This window comes from Dolomitihabitans soli (assembly GCF_022213955.1).
In the GTDB taxonomy this organism is placed as follows: Bacteria; Actinomycetota; Actinomycetes; order Streptosporangiales; family Streptosporangiaceae; genus Streptosporangium_A; species Streptosporangium_A soli.
This window is the reverse complement of the sequence record NZ_JAKNTW010000022.1, coordinates 48,599-65,796: the sequence shown is the minus strand read 5'-3', so window position 1 is coordinate 65,796 and position 17,198 is coordinate 48,599. Positions and strand designations below refer to the sequence as shown.

Sequence of the window (17,198 nt, the reverse complement as noted above, 5' to 3'; positions counted from 1 at the left end):
GGTGAAATGCCATTTGGGTATTCGTACTTCGTTAGGTTGCGCGGTTTTGTGTGGTGCGTACATGTTTTTGGCAAAGGTGACAAGCGCCGGTTCGGGGGTGAGTGAATGCCTGGAGTTCGCCGAGAACATGGATGAGAGGCGGGCGGCGAATCTGCTGACGTTATCTTGCTGACCCAGATGATCGCCGATCTGGAGGACCGGCTCACCGAGCCGGCCGCAGGCTGATCAGGGCCGCCTTCGCGCTAGGGCAGTCGGCTGGATCCGCGTCGACCTGACCGAGGCAGAACACGGCACAGCCGTCTTCTGCCTCGGCGGAGAGCGTCGCACCGACACCTGGACCTACTGAACCGACCACACCAGGACGAATGAGAAGTCCAGTTTCGTCCTGCGGTTCAGCGGGATATCGATCTTGACTCTGTGGGCGATCTCGTTACGGCTGATGCCTAATCCATGAGCGATGAGCCCTTCGGGACGGACCGGCACGGGATCGTCGAAGGTGACCGTGATCTGAAGGGGCCACGGACCCTCGGGAACGGGAGGTGCGTGGAGTTCCCAGCACCCGTCCCAATCGAGCGCGAACCGGTTGCGCCGGGCGATCAACGGGTCGAGCAGGGTATCCACGACGAGGGAAGGCGAGTTGGCCGAGTAACCGGCCAGAAGGTCAGCGGGCAGTGAGCGGACCGGGACACGATCGTGGACGGTGAGCTTGCCGGTCCGGTCACAGGAAACGCAGTTGACCAGGAGCCAGACGTCGAGAAGTTTGCCGTTGGCGTTGACGCGGAATTTGCCGTCGCCGATGGTGGCGCGGCCGGAAGGGCAGGCCACGCACCGGAGGGCGAGCAGAGGCAGGCGGGTGCGCCGCACCGCCCAGGGCAGCACGATATGAGGATGTGAAGACATGATCTCTCTGAAGACCTGACGAAGAGCACGGAAAACAGAGCCGACGGCGTCGTCGGCGACCGATGCGCAGGGAAGGTGTCAGGTCTAAAGAGCAGGCGGCGTCATGCGCGCGAAGTCCTCACGTAGGGATCGTTTGCCGGTGCGGGCCGATGTTCAGCTCAGGCGGGCTCGCAGAAGGCAGAATTCGTTGCCTTCGGGGTCGGCCAGGACGTGCCAGGGCTCCTCGCCGGCCTGGCCGATGTCGGCCGGGCGCGCCCCGAGCTTCAGGAGACGTTCGAGTTCGGCGTCCTGATCGCGGTCGGTGGCGTTGACGTCGAAGTGCAGCCGCAGGTTGCCCGCCTTGGGCTCGGTGGTGGGGCTGAAGACCAGGGTCGGCTGCAATCCGCCGAACCCTTCCCGCGGTCCGATCTCCACCGCGCCGGCGTCCTCGGTGTCGAGCACGATGAAGCCCAGCACCTCGCACCAGAACGCCGCCAGCCGTTGCGGATCCCGGCATGGGATCACCAGCTCGGAAATGCGACAAGCCATGATCGGCACACTACCGGGCATCAACCGCACGCAGCCAACCCTTAAACGGCCCAGGGCCGCGACGCAGTAGGCACCCGGGAGCGCCGGGCCGGCCCGGTCCGCGGTGCCTTGCCGCCCGGACCTTGATCGGTGTCTCCGGCTGGGTGCGTGATGAGCTCGCGGTGGGTGCGTGACGAGCTAGCGGTGGGTGCGTGACGAGCTCGCGTGGGTGTGTGGCGAGCTCGCGGTGGGTGCGTGCCGGACGGCTGAGGCCCCGGACGCCGGAGCGCGCACTGCTTCACGGGCCTGGGACGGGCGGTGACCCGCCGGGGGCAACGGTCCGGAAATGACGAATCCCCAGGCCGTTGACCTGGGGAAACGTTGGTGGGCGATACTGGGATTGAACCAGTGACTTCTACCGTGTCAAGGTAGCGCTCTCCCACTGAGCTAATCGCCCTCGTCTAACGAGGTGGAGACGGGATTTGAACCCGTGTACGCGGCTTTGCAGGCCGCTGCCTCGCCTCTCGGCCACTCCACCGGGAGCGAACCCGAGCGGACGACGGGATTCGAACCCGCGACCCTCACCTTGGCAAGGTGATGCTCTACCACTGAGCCACGTCCGCGTGATCTCGCCGGGCGGACCCGACGTCACGCAGAGAACTCTAGCGGGTTTTGGAGGCCGGTGTGTAACCGGAAAGTCAGTCGGCGTTCGTCCTGCGGAGCCGGCGGGCGACGCCGCGTTCCACCGCGGGGAGGGTGAGGAAGATCTCCAGGATGCCGGTGAGGCGGTGGACCTCGATGCGGTGGAAGGCCGGCCCCTCGGAGCGGGCGAGCAGGAAGACGAGGGCGAGCGGCGGCAGCGGGGCGGCGATGACGTGCAGACCCGAGTCGAGGGTGCGGGCGGTGGGGCGGGGCGGGGTCTCGGGGAAGTCGATCTCGCCGGGGGCCCGCCAGCTCGCGTGGACCCGGGCGTGCGGGATGCCCTCGGTGGCCGCCGCCGCCCAGTCCGCGCTGAACAGGACCGGCATGGAGTCGATCAGCGTGGCCAGCGCGCGGTCGCCGGCGGTGCCGATGTACTTGAGAATCTCCAGCTCCGGATAGGTGCCCGGAGCCTCGCGGGTCGTCCAGATCCCTTCGACGCGCACGCCGGGCACGCTCAGCAGGCTCTGCGCCACGTCCTCGCGAGGAGCGCTGTCCGGCCAGAAGACGGTCAGGTCGTCGACCGCCCGGCCGCCTCCCCGGTCCAGGACGACGACCTGGGTGATGTCGGCCCCGGCGACGCCGAGGGCGCGGGTGACCTGGCCAAGGGACCCGGGCCGGTCGGGTAGCGAGATCCGTAGTCGCAGCAGCATCGCGAACCTTCCCGATGGCGAGTCTCCTCCAGAGTAGAGGTAGAAAGGGTGAGTGAAGGCGTTGAAGATCGGGCCGATCGAGGTCTGGCCCCCTGTGGTGCTCGCCCCGATGGCGGGCATCACCAGCGCGCCGTACCGCACCCTGTGCCGGGAGCAGGGCGGCGGCCTCTTCGTCTCCGAGATGATCACGACGCGGGCGCTGGTCGAGCGCAACGCCAAGACGTTCACGATGATCGGCTTCGAGCCGGGGGAGAGCCCGCGCTCCGTCCAGCTCTACGGCGTCGACCCGCAGACGGTCGGCCGTGCGGCCCGGATGATCGCGGAAGAGGACCTCGCCGACCACATCGACCTCAACTTCGGCTGCCCGGTGCCCAAGGTGACCAGGCGCGGAGGTGGTTCCGCGCTGCCGTACAAGCGGAACCTGCTGCGGGCGATCCTGCGGGCCGCGGTCGAGGGCGCGGGTGCGCTGCCGGTCACCATGAAGATGCGCAAGGGCATCGACGACGATCACCTGACCTACCTCGACGCGGGACGGATCGCCGTGGAGGAGGGCGTCTCCGCGGTCGCGCTGCACGGGCGTACGGCGGTGCAGCACTACGGCGGCACGGCCGACTGGGAGGCGATCGCCCGTCTGAAGGACGCCGTGCCGGAGATTCCGGTGCTGGGCAACGGCGACATCTGGAGCGCCGCCGACGCGCAGCGCATGGTCGCGCGCACCGGGTGCGACGGCGTGGTGGTGGGGCGCGGGTGCCTGGGCCGGCCGTGGCTGTTCCGCGACCTCGCGATCCTGGCCGACGGTACGGCGGAGCCCGCCCGGCCGGCCCTGGGCGAGGTCGTCGCCACCATGTCGCGGCACGCCGGGCTGCTGGTGGAGTCCTTCGGCAGCGAGTGGCACGGGGTCGCCGACTTCCGCAAGCACATCGGGTGGTACCTCAAGGGGTTCGCGGCCGGCACCGAGACCCGCCGCGCGCTGGCCACCGCCACGACCCTGGCCGCCCTCCGCGCCAGGCTCGACGATCTCGACCACGACCAGCCGTGGCCGGCGGCGGCCGAGGGACCCAGGGGCAAGTCGAACCCGCGCGAACGGGTCCACCTGCCCGACGGCTGGCTCGACGATCCCGGTGAGTACGTCGTCCCGCAGGGCGCGGAGCTGGACAATTCGGGCGGCTGACGGTTTCCGGACGTGACAAGACTGTGATCCGATTATTACGGTGATATGTCAGCTCGCTCGCGTACCGTGCCCCCATCAGCACAGCTCAGCAAGGCAGTAAGGAACCAGATGGGGATCGCGGAGTCGACGGCCACGCCGGATGACCTGATCGCGGAGTACGACGCGGAACGGCCGGGCAGGAGGCTCCCGGGCCCGCTCGCCGTCGGCGTCACGGTCATCGGGGCTCTGCTGTCCGCCTATGTCCTCTACTGGACCTTCGTGCCCGGCCAGGTCCTGCCGTACCGGATGCTCTTCCTCGCGGTCGTGCTCCCGCTGGTGTTCGTCTGCTACGGACGGAACAAGAAGCGGCCCGGCGTCCTCGACTGGGTGCTGGCCGCGGTGGCGCTGGTCGCGTGCCTCTACCCGCTGGTCGTCTTCGACGAGTTCATCAGGCGGGCCTTCGACCCGACCACCCTCGACGTGATCATGGGCCTGGCGATCACACTGCTGGTGCTGGAGGCCACCCGGCGCACGATCGGCTGGATCCTGCCCGCCGTCGTGGGCGGCTTCTTCCTCTACGCGTACTACGGCGGCTTCCTGCCGATCGGCTGGTCGATCGGGCACCGCGGCTACGACATCGACCGCATCGTGGTCTCGTTCGTGATGGGCACCGAGGGCGTGTACGGCGTGCCGCTCGATGTGGCCGCCACCTACATCATCCTGTTCACGATCTACGGCGCCGTGCTCGACCACTCGGGGGCGGGCAAGTTCTTCGTCGACGTGTCGATGGCGGCCTTCCGCCGCTCCCGGTCGGCGCCGGGGCGCACCGTCACGATGGCCGGCTTCCTGCTCGGCACGGTGAGCGGGTCCGGCGTGGCGACCACGGTGAGCGTGGGCAGCGTCGCCTGGCCGATTCTCAAGCGCGCCGGCTACCCCCGCGAGCAGGCCGGCGGGGTGCTCGCCGCCGCCGGGATCGGCGCGATCCTCTCTCCGCCGACGCTCGGCGCGGCCGCGTTCATCATCGCGGAGTACCTCCGGGTCAGTTACCTGACCGTCCTGCTCTACGCCACGATCCCCACGATCCTGTACTACCTGGGCATCTTCCTGGCGATCGAGATGGACGCCAGGAGATACGGCACGCGGACCGTCCAGATCGACGCGCCACGGCTGTGGCCGCTGCTCAAGCGGTTCGGCTACCACTTCAGCTCGCTGTTCGTGATCATCATCCTGATGGCGCTCGGCCAGTCGCCGTTCCGCGCCGTGGTCTACGCGACGCTGCTGGCCTTCGCGCTCTCCTTCCTCGACCCGGAGCACAGACTCGGGCCCCGGCGGACCGTGCAGGCGCTGGCGGAGGGCGCCAGGGGAATGCTCCCGGTGGCGGTCACCTGCGCCGCGGCGGGCCTGATCGTGGCGGTGGTGACCCTCACCGGGCTGGGGCTGAAGGTCAGCTCGCTGATCGTCGGCGTCTCCGGGGGCGTCCTGGCGATCACGGCGCTGATGTGCGCGGTGGCGGTGCTGCTGCTCGGGCTCGCCGTACCGGTGACCGCGTCGTTCGTCATCGCCGCGGTGATCATCGGCCCGGCGCTCGGCGACCTCGGGGTCAGCCAGGCCGAGGCGTACATGTTCATCTTCTACTACGCCGTGCTGTCGGAGGTCAGCCCGCCGACGGCGCTGGCCGCGTTCGCCGCGTCGGCGATCACCGGCGGCAGCGCGTACCGGACCATGCTGGCCACCTGGAAGTACACCCTGCCGGCGTTCCTGGTGCCGTTCGCCTTCGTGCTGACGCCCGCCGGGTCCGCGCTGCTCGGACAGGGCTCCGTCGCGCAGATCGGCTGGGCGCTGGCCGTCTCGGCGGTCGCGGTCGCGACGCTGGCGGTGGCGACCGGCGGCTGGCTGATCGGCCCGGCCGGGCCGATCGAGCGGGTGCTCTGCGCGGTGGCGGCGATCCTGCTGCTCTTTCTCTCGACCGGGCCCGTCCTGGCGGGAGCGGGCGTGGCGATCCTGGCGATCGCCGTCCATCTTGTGCTGCGAAATCGGAGGGAAGCTCATGTCTCGTAGAAGGCTGGCCGTACTGCTCGTCGCCGGGGCGCTGGCAGTGACCGGCTGCGGCGGCGACCGGAGCGCGGAACGCGGCGCCGACCCGACAGCGGGACAACGGCTGTCGATCGCCACCGGCAACACCACCGGCGTCTACTACCAGCTCGGCGGCGCCCTGGCCGACCTGATCGGCAAGAACCTCCCCGGCTACCAGGCCACCGCGGAGGCCACCGGTGCGTCGGTGGAGAACCTCCAGCGGGTCGTCCGCGGCGACTCCGACATCGCCTTCTCCCTCGCCGACTCGGCGGCCGACGCCGTGAACGGCAAGGACTCCTTCACCTCTCCGCAGCCGGTCCGCGCCATCGCCCGGCTCTACAACAACTACACCCAGGTCCTCGCCTCGGCCGACGCGAACGTGAAGTCGATCGCCGACCTCAAGGGCAAGCGGGTCTCCACCGGCTCGCCCAACTCCGGCACCGAGGTCATCGCGCTGCGTATGATCGCCGCCGCCGGCCTCGACCCGGAGAAGGACGTCAAACGCCAGTCGCTCGGCCTGCCCGAGAGCGTGCAGGGCATCAAGGACGGCACCCTCGACGCCCTCGTCTGGTCCGGCGGCCTGCCCACCCCCGGCATCACCGACCTCACCACCAGCCTGAAGGACGAGGTCGCCTTCGTCCCGCTCGCCGATGTGCTGCCGAAGATGCGCGCCGAGCACGGCGAGGTGTACGCCGAGGGCGTCATCGGCAAGGACGTCTACGCGCAGAAGGCCGACGTGCCGACCATCGCGGTACCGAACCTGCTGGTCGTCAACGAGAAGATGGATCCGGCGCTGGCGGAGAAACTCGCCAAGCTCATCTTCGACCACAAGGCCGACCTGGAGCAGGTCAACCCGGCCGCCAAGGAGATCACCAAGGAGACCGCGCCGCAGACCGACCCGGTCCAGCTCCACGACGGCGCCAAGAAGTACTTCGGTTAGCGCACGGCCGACATTCGATGAACGCCGTCGGGCGGCTGGGGCTGTTCAAGTCGGTTCGGCCTTCTCCGCAAGCCTCCGGCACGCACGCCCGGTGACACAGTCGTGCCGAAGAACTGTGGAGCCGGGCCAGGCGGCGTGACTGGGCGGAGCCGAACACCGACGTGGCGTCGCTGAGGAGGCTGTACTTTCCGGACGTGGACGGCAGCGTGGAGAGCCGCCCACCGGACCGAGCCGTGCCGTTGCGCCATTCGAGCAGATCAGCCCTGCCCTATGAAACGGGCAGTGGCGGATCGTCGATACAGTCAGCCCAAAACATCGAATTCTCCGCTTTTGACCCCTCCGATGAAGGCGCGCCATTCTGCAGGCGTGAAGACCAGAGCGGGGCCGTTCGGATCCTTGCTGTCCCGAACGCCAACGCGGTCAAAGGGGAGAGTAGCTACCTCGACACAGTTTTGGGCGGCGCCGCTGAGGGAACTCTTGCGCCACACGACACGGGACGAATCTGCTGTTGACATCCGCCGCATCCTTTCGTAGTGCTTAGTCCAGCCGGGTAACCGCTTCGGAGATCAGGCGTCGGGACTCGTCTGGATCTGATGCCTTCGCACGAAGATGGTCAAATGCAACGGTATACCGATATACGTCAGTCTCATGCTCCACGTATAGACAGTTTGTTAGATTCTCAAGGCACACCACGTCGGGATCCGAAGGCTCGGGGAAATCCAGGATTTCGAATGCGCCGCTCGTGCCTGAATGGGCTCCTGTAGCGAATGGGAGAATCTGGACCGTGATGTTGGACGACTCCATTGCTTCGAGAAGCCGCTCAAGCTGAGCACGCATCACAGTCGGTCCGCCCACGGGGCGGCGGATGACAGCTTCGTCCAGGATCGCCCACAGGCGGCAGGGGTCGCTCTGGGAGAGAAGAGCCTGTCGTGCCATGCGAATCTCGATGCGGCGCGTGACTTCACCGGGAGGAGCAAGGAGCAGACCGGCGCGGATGATGGCACGCGCGTAGTCCTCGGTCTGGAGAAGCCCAGGTAGGACGACTGGCGCGAAGCTGCGGAGCGAGGCGGCGTCAGCTTCGAGGCCGATGTAGGCCGCGTATTCGCTGGACAGTTCGTCGTACGCATGCCACCAGCCCTTCTTCCGGGCGTCGCGTGTGAGGCGGAGTAGTTCTTCCCGCTTCGCGTCATCCACCTTGTAGAGGTCGAGCAGGCAGCAGACGGTCTTGGGGACAACCCCGACATGGGCCGTCTCGATTCGCGAGACCTTCGTAGCCGACCAGCCAAGCTTCGAGCTGACCTCCTCCATCGTCAACTGGGCGCGTTCGCGCAGGTGACGAAGCTCTGAACCCAGACGACGTCTGCGCACCGTGGGACTCACAGCTGGTCTCATTTTCAACCTCCCTTGACTGGAGCTAAGCGTAGCGGCTCGTTGACGGTGAGTGTTGAAGGTTCTTGGCCGCAAATTTGCGTTTCCAGCTGCATGCATCTCTGCGGCGATGCATGCTCTACGTATGCGCCAAGTGACTCCAAGTCACAAGTCGATGTGCGGGATGCAAGATTTGGTGAGGGGCGGTGGCAAAGAGATGAAGGTCTGTGAGCCTTACGGGCCGTTGGGTCATCCGGTGGAGTTGGCGTGGGACCTGCACGATCTCGGGATTGATTCCGTGGTCAGGCTTCCGCCCGATCGGCCGCCCACCGTCGAGATCTGTCTGCGGTCGCGCCGGATCATCGGCAGGAGGGCGCGGCGGAGCCGTACGTTGGTGATCCGCTGGGACCTGAGCGGCGGGAGCGGCGTCGAGCTGGTCGCGGGGGAGGCCCGGTGACCGCGCTGGGCCTGCTCGGGCAACTCGCTCTGCCCGCCGACGTCGCCTCCGTCTCCGGAGCCCGCCGCTACGTCCGCGATCTGCTGGACCGCACCGGCCATGCGCAGGCCGACGACGCGATCCTGCTGGTCAGCGAGCTGTTCACGAACGCCGTACGCCACTCCGACTCGGGCCGCCGCCCCGGCGGCCAGGTGACCATCGCCGTCGCCGGCCTCGGCCCCACCCTGCACATCGACGTCATCGACGCCGGTTCCGCCGACCGCCTCCCCATGCTCTGCCCCCACGTGAACGTCGCGAGCAGCGGCGGACGTGGCCTCTGGCTCGTCGAAACCCTCGCCACCACCTGGGGCTGGTACGACACCCCCACCGGCCGCGTCGTCTGGTTCCAACTCCGGCACCCCGCCGCGTGAGCGGGGCAAGCCGGTCCGCCCTGGGCAGGCGAGATCATTCGCGCTCGCGTGGCGCTCGGTCCGGGCTCGCCACCGTCCTTGATCTTGGCGAATCGGGGGAGCGCGGGCCATGCGCGTGCGGGTGCCGACGGCCCAGCGTCGCGTGCCACGTGATCACGGCCAGTGCTCGCGCCGCCTGCGGCATGGGCGACGCGAGCAATCGTCAGAGCCGGGATCGAATCTTTAGAGTGCCCTCGTCATGAACGCGCTGTACGGGTCGGGCCGGTAGTCGGCGAACGGCTCGCAGTAGTCGAACCCGAACTTCTCGTACAGCTTCCTAGCGGGCAGGAAGAACTCGGTCGCGCCGGTTTCAAGGCTCAGCCGGGTGAATCCCATGCGCTTGGCCTCGGTGATGATGTGGTCCAGCAGCAGCGATGCGATCCCGCTCTGCTTGCGCTTTGCGGTGGTCCGCATGGCCTTCACCTCGGCGTGGTCCGCGTCCAGCCTTTTGATGGCACCGCAGCCCACCACGGTGTCATCATCCATGACGGACCAGAACGTGATCTCGGGTTTGCGGAGCCCGTCGAGATCGAGCGCGTGCTTGCTCTCCAGAGGAGTGGTGGACCGCATCTCCTGGACGTGCTCGTCGAGGAACTCGGCGATCTGCGGCCCGGAGAGGTCATCGACTACGATCTGCACTTTGCTCGCCTTTCTTCGGGACTTCTGGTCCCGTGGGTGCCACGTCACTCTACTTCGCCGGGACGTTCGACGAACTCCGCAGCCTGCTGGACCGCACCGGCCACTCCAGAGCGACGATGCGAACCTCCTGCTCAGCAAACCGGCCGCCGGCGTCGTTCACTCACCGGCGGACGAGGGAGTGTTCCGGGGCGGTTGTGACGGACCAGCGGGTACGGTTCACCGCTGCCGCCGCGGACAGCAGAGCGGGGACCGCCGCCAGCACGAAGCACACAGCCAGCGGAAGATTCCCGATCAGCAGACCGGCCGCCGCCGTCCCTCCGGAAGATCCGGCGTTGACCGCGGTGTTGACCCACGCACCGGCCTGGGTACGGGTGCCGGGGGCGGCGGACTCATCCGCGATCAGATAGGCGGTGGTCAGCGCGGGGGCGACGAACAACCCGGCGAGTCCGACCAGCGCGACGAGCACGTACAGATTCGGCGCAAACCCGGACGCGGTCAGAGACACCCCCAGGGCCGCGGCGAGCAAGCGCAGGCGCAACCGGTCGGAGACTCGCCATGAGATGGCGCCGTAGACCAGTCCGCCGAGCGCGCTGCCGGCGGAGAGGGCGGCGAGCACCCACGCCACCGCCTCAGGCTGGTGACGTTGTTCGGCGAAGGCCACCACGAGCAGGTCCAGTGACCCCAGACACAGGCCCACCCCGGCCGACACCACGATCGCCTGACGCAGACCGGCTCCCACTCGCAGACGCGTCCCGCGCGTTGGGACGGGCGTCGGATCCGTCGTGTCGGCTGAGGCCCGGAACGAGCCGCCCGCCGGGTGGACGGCCGGAGACGAGACGAGGGCCAATGTGCCGGTCATCACGAGCGCGGCGCTGACCGCCACGCCTGCGGCGGGTTCGGTGAACGTCACCAGCAGGCCCACCAGCAGCGGTCCGGTGACGAAGAGCAACTCCTCGGCGACGGCATCGAGACTGTAGGCGCGCTGGAGCAGTCGCCGGTCGGGGACCAGTCTGCTCCATAGTGTTCGCATCACGGGTCCGAGCGGCGGAGTGCAGGCCCCGGCCGTCACGGCCAGGACCGCCAGCAGGACCACTGAGGCGCTCCGTCCCCAGGTGGCCCAGGCCAGCGTCCCCAGCAGCACCGCGTAGGCGGCGGCCATCGGGGGCAGAATCCGGCGCGGGCCGTGCCGGTCGACCAGGGCCGCGCGGGCCGGCGAGAGAAAGACACTGGTCAACCCGAACAGGGCCATGACGGCACCCGCTGCGGCGTAGGACCCGGTGGCGTCCTTGACCGCCAGCATCACGGACAGAGAGATCATTCCGTACGAAAGCCGGCCCAGCAGGGCCGCACCGAACGTGCGAGAGGCGTGGCGAGTACGCAGGACAGAGAAATACGAGGAAGGTGGCGAAGGCATGAATATGTCCTCGAAAGGGCAGCGCGCGGACGTGCGGCGCTGCGGTGTGTGCATGGACACCGGAATGCCGCGCCTGTGGGCGCGGTCGACACGGGTCCTACGCACGGGGGAGGAACATGCTCGTCAAGATAGCAGGGCCGACCGTCATCCTGCGCCCGTCCGCCTACGGCCAGTCCCTACGGCCCCGGCGCGAGATCGCCCCCGTCGCACGTCACCGCTGATGGCACCCTCACCGCCACGCGCCGCGCGGTATCTGCTGCGACGTCGGAACGGCTGAGTGAACCCTGGCCGGCCTCACCCCGTCAGGCCAGGCCGTACCTGCGTATGATCATCTTGGCTTCTTCCTCGGTCACCTCACGCGGCGTCCGAGCCAGCGCTTGACGCAGTTCGGTGACGACTCTTTCCCCGGAGCCACGGACGAGCGTCCGATAGCGGGTGAACTGCCCCTCGAAGCGTTTGGCAGCGGGCCCCGTCCACACGTTTCCGGAGTAGAAGGCCTGGTAAGGCGCTTCGACACCTTTCTCGATCTGCTGAACCAACGGCTCTACCGACCGCAGGGCATCCCCTAATGCCGTGTAGAGGGGGTTGGGCACCATCTCGGCCATGCCGTGATCAGTCCTCCTTCGGGGAGGGGGACGCGGCTTTCGCGGATGGGGTCGCCGAGGGAGCACTGGCATCGGTGATCAGCTTCGGCGCAATCAACTTCATCAGCGCCAGCACATCGGCGGCGTTGTCCCGCCCCTTGACACCTATTTCCATTTGAATACTGAGTTCTGCTTTGCCTCGAACGAGTAATGCATATGCATCGTTGTCTTTGCTGTCTGTGGGCTTGAAGTAGTAGCCGATGGCACCCGGGACGATTCCATGCATCGGCAACCCGCCGTCTTCGAGCTCCTCTTCGACCGCACCCGGATAACCTCCCGGCGTAAGGTTAACCAGTAGTACCTTCAGGCGATCGCCGTCCCTTTGATAGATTCCGCAAGTCCCCGCGCCCAAGCCGCCGGAAAGCGTGAGGTCGAAGTTGCCGCGAACCAGTGGGTCGCGGACGCCGGTCATCAACTCCACTGCCTTAAGTGGGATGTGGTCGCAGATGTACGGTGGGGCGGCGACCGTTGGCAGCGCGGTGCGGTCGACTTCCACGCCGTTGCTTTGGCAAGCTGTCGATACCACCAGAGTGCAGGCAAGCGCCGTCGTCATGGCGAGCGGTGCCCTCATCATTATCCGTACTGGCCGAAGGCGTCGGAAAATCCCTGTCCCATGGGCCCCTCCACGTTCCGCCAGGGTTTTCCCGACGGTCCCTCATAAAGCCAACGCTCGTAGGCCTCGAGCCGCCGGAACTTGTCGGTGCTGTTGGTCGCCGTCTTGTCGATCATTTCGTCCATGGTCATCAACGTCCGACCATCCTTGAGGAAGTTGTTGGGATTGTCGCGGGGGTCGTCTCCCTTTTCCAGACCTTCCAGCGAGGCCCAGGGGTGGGTTTTTGAGGGAAGATCGGCCGAGCCGAACAGGCCGTGTTTGAGCATGGCCTGGGCAGTGAGGTCGTGTACAAGGCTCCGGCTCTGGTCGACGGCGGCATTGGCGTCGCTGCGGGCCTTGATCTCCGCGTCGCCCTTGGCGCTGTCTTCGATCACGCCCGTCCAGGCTCCCAAGACGCCAGCGCCAATCGGCCATCCTCCTTTTTGTGGGAAGGCGAGCACGGTGTTGGCCGCAGCCATAAGGAGCTTCATGTTGCGCTCATGTGTTTCATCCAACGCTTTGCCTTCCTCGATATTGGCCAGCTCCGCTGCATCGGTGATAATCCCGAACCCGGCCCCGATCTGTTGCCCATTGTTAATGAGGGCGTCGTCGCCACGTCCGGTGGCCATCTGGGCGGCGCCGTGATCGAGAAGTCGGCCGGTGAATGCCGTCTGAGCTGCCAATACGGGAGCGAATGCCTTGGAATTAGCGAACGCTTCCCTCATCACCTGACGCAGCTCCTTCTTGTTGAACTGGGCCCCCCAAGTCTCCTGCCCAGGAACGCTGGGATTGTCGGTTCCCTCGACTCCGGGCGCAGCAATGTTTCGACCTCTTTGAGCAACGCGGTTGATATCGCTGATGTAACCCGCCAAGATTCGGCCGGTGCTTCCGGGATGCACAAATGATTCCGAAGGGTAGCCCTTCTCGATGCGTCCGGCTTCCAGGTGGATGAACTCTGAGGCCAGCTTGGCTGACAGGTAGCCGCGTGATGGGTTCTCCGGTGAGCCGTCGCGGTCGCGGAAGGTGAGCATGACGGCCTCCAGGACTCCGCCGAGTGCCTTGCCGTCATCGGCCATGCGTCCTTCGGCCAGGTAGTACTTCATCGCGGTGTCGTCACCGGCGAAGAAGTCCTGTGCCGCTGAGGGGTCACGGCTGAGGGCCTTCATGAGGTCTCTGGCGACACCTGGTTCCACGGCGATGGGCTTGGCCATCTGGCGATACCACGAGTCCATTTTCTTGGCCGTCCCCAGCAAGAAGCCGCCGGCGAAGGTGCCGTGGCCGAGTGCCAGGGTGACCGCGTGGGCTTCCCGCCAGGAGAGGCCGATGTCAGCGGTCAACTCGTCGCGCCAGGCGTTGCTCAGCCGAGGGCTGGCTGTTCCGAGTGTCTTGCCGAGGGCGGCCTGCAGTCGCTCCACCTTCGGGTCCTTGTCGTTTACTCGGTCCTGGACGGTCCCGGCCATCACCTTGCGGAACTTCGTCGCGCCCATCGCGGCCATCATCGCGGCGGCGAAGGTCGCGTCTCCGGCGCGCTTCTCCAGTTCCTTGAGCGTCTTGGGGTCGACATCGCCGCTTTCGGCGGCTTTGGTCACCTGGACGATCGCGGCATAGAGATCGGGATCGTGGGCGGCTTTGCCGTACAGCGCCTCGTCGAAGGCGGCCAGGCCGCCGGGTGAATTGGGAGAGCTGCCCCATTCGGTCTGTTCTGTGCGGATTGTTTCGTTGCGGCGTCGCAGGTCGGGACGGCTGGTCCTGATCCAGCTTTGTACTTCCCGTAAGACCCCCAGCCCCGAGGTGTCCAAGTCGAGTTTCTCCAAGGTGCGGCGGATCTGTGGCTCGTTTTGGCCGAGTGTGTCCTCTGCCCGGCCGAGCCCCCGCTCGAAGTCGTCCATCAACGCGGGGTTGATCCCCGAATATTCACCGTTTACTCCCCGGGGCGGGGGAGTGGTCGGTTGAGGGTGCGGCGAAGGCGTGGATGTAGGCGCTGGGAGCGGGTCGGTGGGCTGCGGGGTGGGGGACGACTGCGGGCCGGGGGTGGGCGTGGCGGTGGCCGATGATTGCAACTCGCTGGTCTGCGGAGCATGCGGAGACGGCGTGGGCGACGGATGAGCCATAGGACGCTGAACCCCCCGATCGACGAAACGCGATGACCCCGGCGACCAGGTTATTTTCAATTTGACTGTGCGTAAAGATTTCCACCGCATCGATATCAATTATCTCGGCAGGGGCGTTTTTCCCTGATTTTCGCGCGCAAATCGGCCGGCCGCTTCTCCCGCCTGCTGGCGGCGTCCGACCTTGGGGAGGTGAGCTGATCGTGATGGAGACGTCAGACCTGGACGAGTCGCCGCACACGTCGTGTCGGCCGCCGCGCTCGTCTCCGTTGGTCCTCGCGGCGGCCGACAGACCGGGGTTCAGTGCGGGCCGACGGCCTCGGTGCCGCAGGGGCCGCCGCCGACGGCCGGCTCGAAGTGGATCTTCTCGCCGGCCATGGTCAGGGTCGGGTAGTAGGAGGAGATACGGGTGGTGGAGCGGGCGGCGTAGTGGCAGATGTAGCTGCGCCTGAACCGGTCGGACGTGGTGTTCGGCTCCGAACCGTGCACCAGGCTGCCGTTGAAGAACAGCACGTCTCCGGCGGCCATGTCGACGGGCACCCGGTCCAGGCCGGGCGGCGGCGGGACGTACTCCCGGGTGAAGTACAGCTCGGGATCGGCGTCCTCGGGGCAGAACAGATCCATCAGATGGGTGCCGGGGACCACCTCCAGGCCGCCGTTGGCCCGATCGACCTCGTCCAGCGCGATCCACGCCGCCACACAGGTGCCCGGCTCGACCCGCAGGTAGAAGTTGTCCTGGTGGAGCGCCTGCCCGCGTGCCCCCGGCGGCTTGAAGTAGAACATGCTCTGGGCCGCCACCGGCTCCTCACCGAGGATTCGGGCGACGACCGCGCCCAGCCTGGCGTCCAGCAGGTAGCGCAGGGCGGTCTCGTTCACCTGGTGCGGGTGCATGACCCGCGGATAGTCACGCAGCACGTCGTACGGCGTGCCGGGCTCCTGCGGCTGGGGAGTGAAATGGCCTGGTATCGGACCGGCCGCGTGCAGGGCCATGAACTCCTCCCGCAACGTGGCCACCTCCCCGTCGCCGAACAGGCCGCGCACGATCGCGAAGCCGTCCTCATGGAAGGCGTGGACGTCGAATCCCTGCACCTCGACGGTGTGCATACTCTCTCCCTGACTCGGTTTCCTTCACGCTAGGGAACGTGATCGGGGGAAGGTATGTCTGCGACGGCTGAGTACATGTCCGTTCCTGCTGCTGAACTGGTGATCGTCGGTCACTTCGACCGGACACCCGGGTACGCGGTGCGCCGGGCGGGAGGCGCGCCGAGCTGGCTGCTGCTGTGGACCGAGGCGGGGGCGGGGCGGGTCGAGCAGGGGGAGCGGGCCTTCATCACCGGTCCCGGCGACCTGGTGGTACTCGGCTCCCGCGCCGCGCACGCGTACCGGATCGCGCCGGATGCGACCCGGTGGCGGTTCTGGTGGGCGCACTTCCAGCCGCGTCCCGCCTGGCTCTCCTGGCTCGGCCCGTACGCCACGACCGCCCGCTGCCATCTGGTCCCCGGGGTGCCGCCCGCCGCCGGTGACCGGATCGGCCGGGTGTTCCGCAGGGCGAACGCGGACGCCAAGTGGAGCGGTCACGGGGTGCCGCCCGAGCCGTCGACGAGTCCTGACCGGCCGGCCGTCGCCGCCACCTCGGGGGCCCGCGAACTGGTGCTCGGCGCCCTGGAGGAGGTGCTGCTGCTGGCCACCGCCGCGTCCGGGCCCGCCGAGGCGGGCGATCCCCGCATCCGGCACGCCGAGGCGCTCATCGCCGCCGAGCCCGACGCGCCGCACACCGTGGCGTCGCTGGCGCGTTCCGTCGCTCTGTCGCCGTCCCGCTTCGCGCACCTCTTCGCCCTGCAGACCCGCCGCACCCCCATGCGCGCCGTACGGGAGGCGAGAGTACGGCACGCGGCGCGGTTGCTGGAGGTGACCGACATGGACGTCGGCCAGGTCGCCTCCGCCTCGGGCTTCGCCAGCCCGTTCCACTTCAGCCGGGCCTTCAGCCAGGAGTACGGCCTGCCGCCCAGGGAGTACCGCGCGCGGCTGCGCCGACCGGACCCGAAGGTGTGACCGAGCCAAGAAGGCCGGACCCGAAGGTGTGACCGAGCCAAGAAGGCCGGACCCGAAGGTGTGACCGAGCCAAGAAGGAAAGGGCGGCCCGTGAATATGCGTTGCGCGGTGCCCCGGGCGGCTGGGAGGCTTCCGGCCATGGCTGATGATCGATCCGGCGGTTCGCGGGAGGTGGCCGCGCTGTTCTCCAAGGGGCGGCTGACGACGATCCCACGCAGGGCGGCCCGTCGTGAGCAGTTGCTCGTGCACCTCGCGGAGACGATGTTCGCGCGAGACCGGGTCTACGACGAACGTGAGGTCAACGAGGCGCTGCTCACGGTGCACGAGGACTACTCGGCGCTGCGCCGCTACCTGGTCGAGGCGGGCCTGCTGGCGCGGACCAGGGACGGCGCCAGCTACCGGCGGCCCGGCGACGCGCGATAGCCGGTCCTCGCGGGGCCGGCCGCCGTGTACTGCGGGAGCCGCGTGTCGCGCCCTCGGCGAGGGCCGACGTGTGCGGACGATCCGGTAGGGGCCGACATGGGAGGGCTGGTCCCGGGTGGCGTGGTCATCG

The 17,198-nt window shown here is 67.7% G+C and carries 18 protein-coding genes and 3 tRNA genes; 7 read left to right on the top strand and 14 right to left on the bottom strand.

Annotated features, from left to right (window positions below):
- Window positions 1–339: 339 nt before the first annotated feature.
- The 6 genes from MBA17_RS33775 to MBA17_RS33750 form a co-directional block, all read right to left on the bottom strand.
- The gene (locus tag MBA17_RS33775) at window positions 340–879 is read right to left on the bottom strand and encodes a DUF1062 domain-containing protein (protein ID WP_238501286.1); all 540 of its coding nucleotides are present in this window, start codon (window positions 877–879) and stop codon (window positions 340–342) included.
- Between the two features lie 174 nt (window positions 880–1,053).
- Window positions 1,054–1,428: a VOC family protein gene (locus tag MBA17_RS33770; protein ID WP_238501285.1), complete on the bottom strand. Its 375-nt coding sequence runs from the start codon at window positions 1,426–1,428 to the stop codon at window positions 1,054–1,056.
- A 361-nt stretch (window positions 1,429–1,789) separates the two neighbouring features.
- Window positions 1,790–1,864 (bottom strand) — tRNA-Val (locus tag MBA17_RS33765).
- Between the two features lie 10 nt (window positions 1,865–1,874).
- A tRNA-Cys gene (locus tag MBA17_RS33760) sits at window positions 1,875–1,945 on the bottom strand.
- Window positions 1,946–1,958: 13 nt separating this feature from the next.
- A tRNA-Gly gene (locus MBA17_RS33755) sits at window positions 1,959–2,030 on the bottom strand.
- Window positions 2,031–2,105: 75 nt separating this feature from the next.
- Window positions 2,106–2,759 (bottom strand): ACT domain-containing protein, encoded by a 654-nt coding sequence (locus MBA17_RS33750; RefSeq protein WP_238501283.1) that lies wholly within the window; start codon window positions 2,757–2,759, stop codon window positions 2,106–2,108.
- A gap of 52 nt (window positions 2,760–2,811) precedes the next feature.
- Here MBA17_RS33750 and dusB point away from each other — a divergent pair, with 52 nt between their 5' ends.
- From dusB to MBA17_RS33735, 3 genes are all read left to right on the top strand, one after another.
- On the top strand, window positions 2,812–3,930 hold the full coding sequence (gene dusB, locus MBA17_RS33745) for a tRNA dihydrouridine synthase DusB (RefSeq protein ID WP_238501280.1): 1,119 nt from the start codon (window positions 2,812–2,814) through the stop codon (window positions 3,928–3,930).
- 108 nt (window positions 3,931–4,038) lie between these two features.
- Window positions 4,039–5,967: a TRAP transporter permease gene (locus MBA17_RS33740; RefSeq protein ID WP_238501276.1), complete on the top strand. Its 1,929-nt coding sequence runs from the start codon at window positions 4,039–4,041 to the stop codon at window positions 5,965–5,967.
- Window positions 5,957–6,922 carry a TAXI family TRAP transporter solute-binding subunit gene (locus MBA17_RS33735; RefSeq protein WP_238501274.1) on the top strand — a complete coding sequence of 322 codons (966 nt, stop codon included), beginning with the start codon at window positions 5,957–5,959 and terminating at the stop codon, window positions 6,920–6,922. Before MBA17_RS33740 ends, MBA17_RS33735 begins: the two co-directional genes overlap by 11 nt.
- A 302-nt stretch (window positions 6,923–7,224) precedes the next feature.
- Here the strand turns inward: MBA17_RS33735 and MBA17_RS33730 are convergent, their stop codons facing one another.
- Both MBA17_RS33730 and MBA17_RS33725 read right to left on the bottom strand, forming a co-directional pair.
- Window positions 7,225–7,437, bottom strand: a complete 213-nt coding sequence (locus MBA17_RS33730) for a DUF397 domain-containing protein (RefSeq protein WP_238501272.1) — start codon at window positions 7,435–7,437, stop codon at window positions 7,225–7,227.
- Window positions 7,438–7,459: 22 nt separating this feature from the next.
- Complete coding sequence (locus tag MBA17_RS33725; protein WP_238501271.1) at window positions 7,460–8,302, bottom strand: helix-turn-helix domain-containing protein; 843 nt, start codon at window positions 8,300–8,302, stop codon at window positions 7,460–7,462.
- A 286-nt stretch (window positions 8,303–8,588) separates the two neighbouring features.
- Here MBA17_RS33725 and MBA17_RS33720 point away from each other — a divergent pair, with 286 nt between their 5' ends.
- Together MBA17_RS33720 and MBA17_RS33715 are read left to right on the top strand one after the other, a co-directional pair.
- Entirely contained in the window at window positions 8,589–8,747 is a 159-nt protein-coding gene (locus MBA17_RS33720) for a hypothetical protein (protein ID WP_238501270.1), read from the top strand.
- A complete protein-coding gene (locus MBA17_RS33715) occupies window positions 8,744–9,157 on the top strand; it encodes an ATP-binding protein (protein ID WP_238501269.1) in 414 nt (137 codons plus the stop codon). The genes MBA17_RS33720 and MBA17_RS33715 overlap by 4 nt, the downstream gene beginning before the upstream one ends.
- Before the next feature lie 222 nt (window positions 9,158–9,379).
- Here MBA17_RS33715 and MBA17_RS33710 read toward each other — a convergent pair whose 3' ends face one another.
- The 6 genes from MBA17_RS33710 to MBA17_RS33685 all read right to left on the bottom strand — a co-directional run bounded on the left by MBA17_RS33710 (window position 9,380) and on the right by MBA17_RS33685 (window position 15,697).
- On the bottom strand, window positions 9,380–9,835 hold the full coding sequence (locus MBA17_RS33710) for a GNAT family N-acetyltransferase (RefSeq protein ID WP_238501267.1): 456 nt from the start codon (window positions 9,833–9,835) through the stop codon (window positions 9,380–9,382).
- A gap of 160 nt (window positions 9,836–9,995) precedes the next feature.
- Window positions 9,996–11,153, bottom strand: coding sequence for an MFS transporter (locus MBA17_RS33705; RefSeq protein WP_238501265.1), 1,158 nt, complete (start codon window positions 11,151–11,153; stop codon window positions 9,996–9,998).
- A 398-nt stretch (window positions 11,154–11,551) separates the two neighbouring features.
- Window positions 11,552–11,854 (bottom strand): hypothetical protein, encoded by a 303-nt coding sequence (locus MBA17_RS33700; protein ID WP_238501263.1) that lies wholly within the window; start codon window positions 11,852–11,854, stop codon window positions 11,552–11,554.
- A 7-nt stretch (window positions 11,855–11,861) separates the two neighbouring features.
- Window positions 11,862–12,464: a hypothetical protein gene (locus MBA17_RS33695; protein ID WP_238501261.1), complete on the bottom strand. Its 603-nt coding sequence runs from the start codon at window positions 12,462–12,464 to the stop codon at window positions 11,862–11,864.
- 2 nt (window positions 12,465–12,466) lie between these two features.
- The gene (locus MBA17_RS33690; protein WP_238501259.1) at window positions 12,467–14,374 is read right to left on the bottom strand and encodes a hypothetical protein; all 1,908 of its coding nucleotides are present in this window, start codon (window positions 14,372–14,374) and stop codon (window positions 12,467–12,469) included.
- Window positions 14,375–14,893: 519 nt separating this feature from the next.
- A complete protein-coding gene (locus tag MBA17_RS33685; protein ID WP_238501257.1) occupies window positions 14,894–15,697 on the bottom strand; it encodes a phytanoyl-CoA dioxygenase family protein in 804 nt (267 codons plus the stop codon).
- Between the two features lie 54 nt (window positions 15,698–15,751).
- On the opposite strand from MBA17_RS33685, the gene MBA17_RS33680 reads away from it, so the two are divergent.
- Together MBA17_RS33680 and MBA17_RS33675 are read left to right on the top strand one after the other, a co-directional pair.
- Window positions 15,752–16,645, top strand: coding sequence for a helix-turn-helix domain-containing protein (locus tag MBA17_RS33680; RefSeq protein ID WP_238501255.1), 894 nt, complete (start codon window positions 15,752–15,754; stop codon window positions 16,643–16,645).
- Window positions 16,646–16,783: 138 nt separating this feature from the next.
- A complete protein-coding gene (locus MBA17_RS33675; RefSeq protein ID WP_238501253.1) occupies window positions 16,784–17,068 on the top strand; it encodes a DUF2087 domain-containing protein in 285 nt (94 codons plus the stop codon).
- Window positions 17,069–17,198 lie beyond the last annotated feature (130 nt).

What these genes read in the sequence shown, in the direction of transcription:
- MBA17_RS33730 (WP_238501272.1), bottom strand. Translation starts at nt 7,437, where the DNA reads ATGTCAACAGCAGATTCGTCCCGTGTCGTGTGGCGCAAGAGTTCCCTC.
- MBA17_RS33685 (WP_238501257.1), bottom strand. Translation starts at nt 15,697, where the DNA reads ATGCACACCGTCGAGGTGCAGGGATTCGACGTCCACGCCTTCCATGAG.
- MBA17_RS33735 (WP_238501274.1), top strand. Translation starts at nt 5,957, where the DNA reads ATGTCTCGTAGAAGGCTGGCCGTACTGCTCGTCGCCGGGGCGCTGGCA.
- MBA17_RS33740 (WP_238501276.1), top strand. Translation starts at nt 4,039, where the DNA reads ATGGGGATCGCGGAGTCGACGGCCACGCCGGATGACCTGATCGCGGAG.
- MBA17_RS33690 (WP_238501259.1), bottom strand. Translation starts at nt 14,374, where the DNA reads ATGGACGACTTCGAGCGGGGGCTCGGCCGGGCAGAGGACACACTCGGC.
- MBA17_RS33695 (WP_238501261.1), bottom strand. Translation starts at nt 12,464, where the DNA reads ATGAGGGCACCGCTCGCCATGACGACGGCGCTTGCCTGCACTCTGGTG.
- MBA17_RS33770 (WP_238501285.1), bottom strand. Translation starts at nt 1,428, where the DNA reads ATGGCTTGTCGCATTTCCGAGCTGGTGATCCCATGCCGGGATCCGCAA.
- MBA17_RS33705 (WP_238501265.1), bottom strand. Translation starts at nt 11,153, where the DNA reads ATGATCTCTCTGTCCGTGATGCTGGCGGTCAAGGACGCCACCGGGTCC.
- MBA17_RS33680 (WP_238501255.1), top strand. Translation starts at nt 15,752, where the DNA reads ATGTCTGCGACGGCTGAGTACATGTCCGTTCCTGCTGCTGAACTGGTG.
- MBA17_RS33750 (WP_238501283.1), bottom strand. Translation starts at nt 2,759, where the DNA reads ATGCTGCTGCGACTACGGATCTCGCTACCCGACCGGCCCGGGTCCCTT.
- MBA17_RS33700 (WP_238501263.1), bottom strand. Translation starts at nt 11,854, where the DNA reads ATGGCCGAGATGGTGCCCAACCCCCTCTACACGGCATTAGGGGATGCC.
- MBA17_RS33675 (WP_238501253.1), top strand. Translation starts at nt 16,784, where the DNA reads ATGGCTGATGATCGATCCGGCGGTTCGCGGGAGGTGGCCGCGCTGTTC.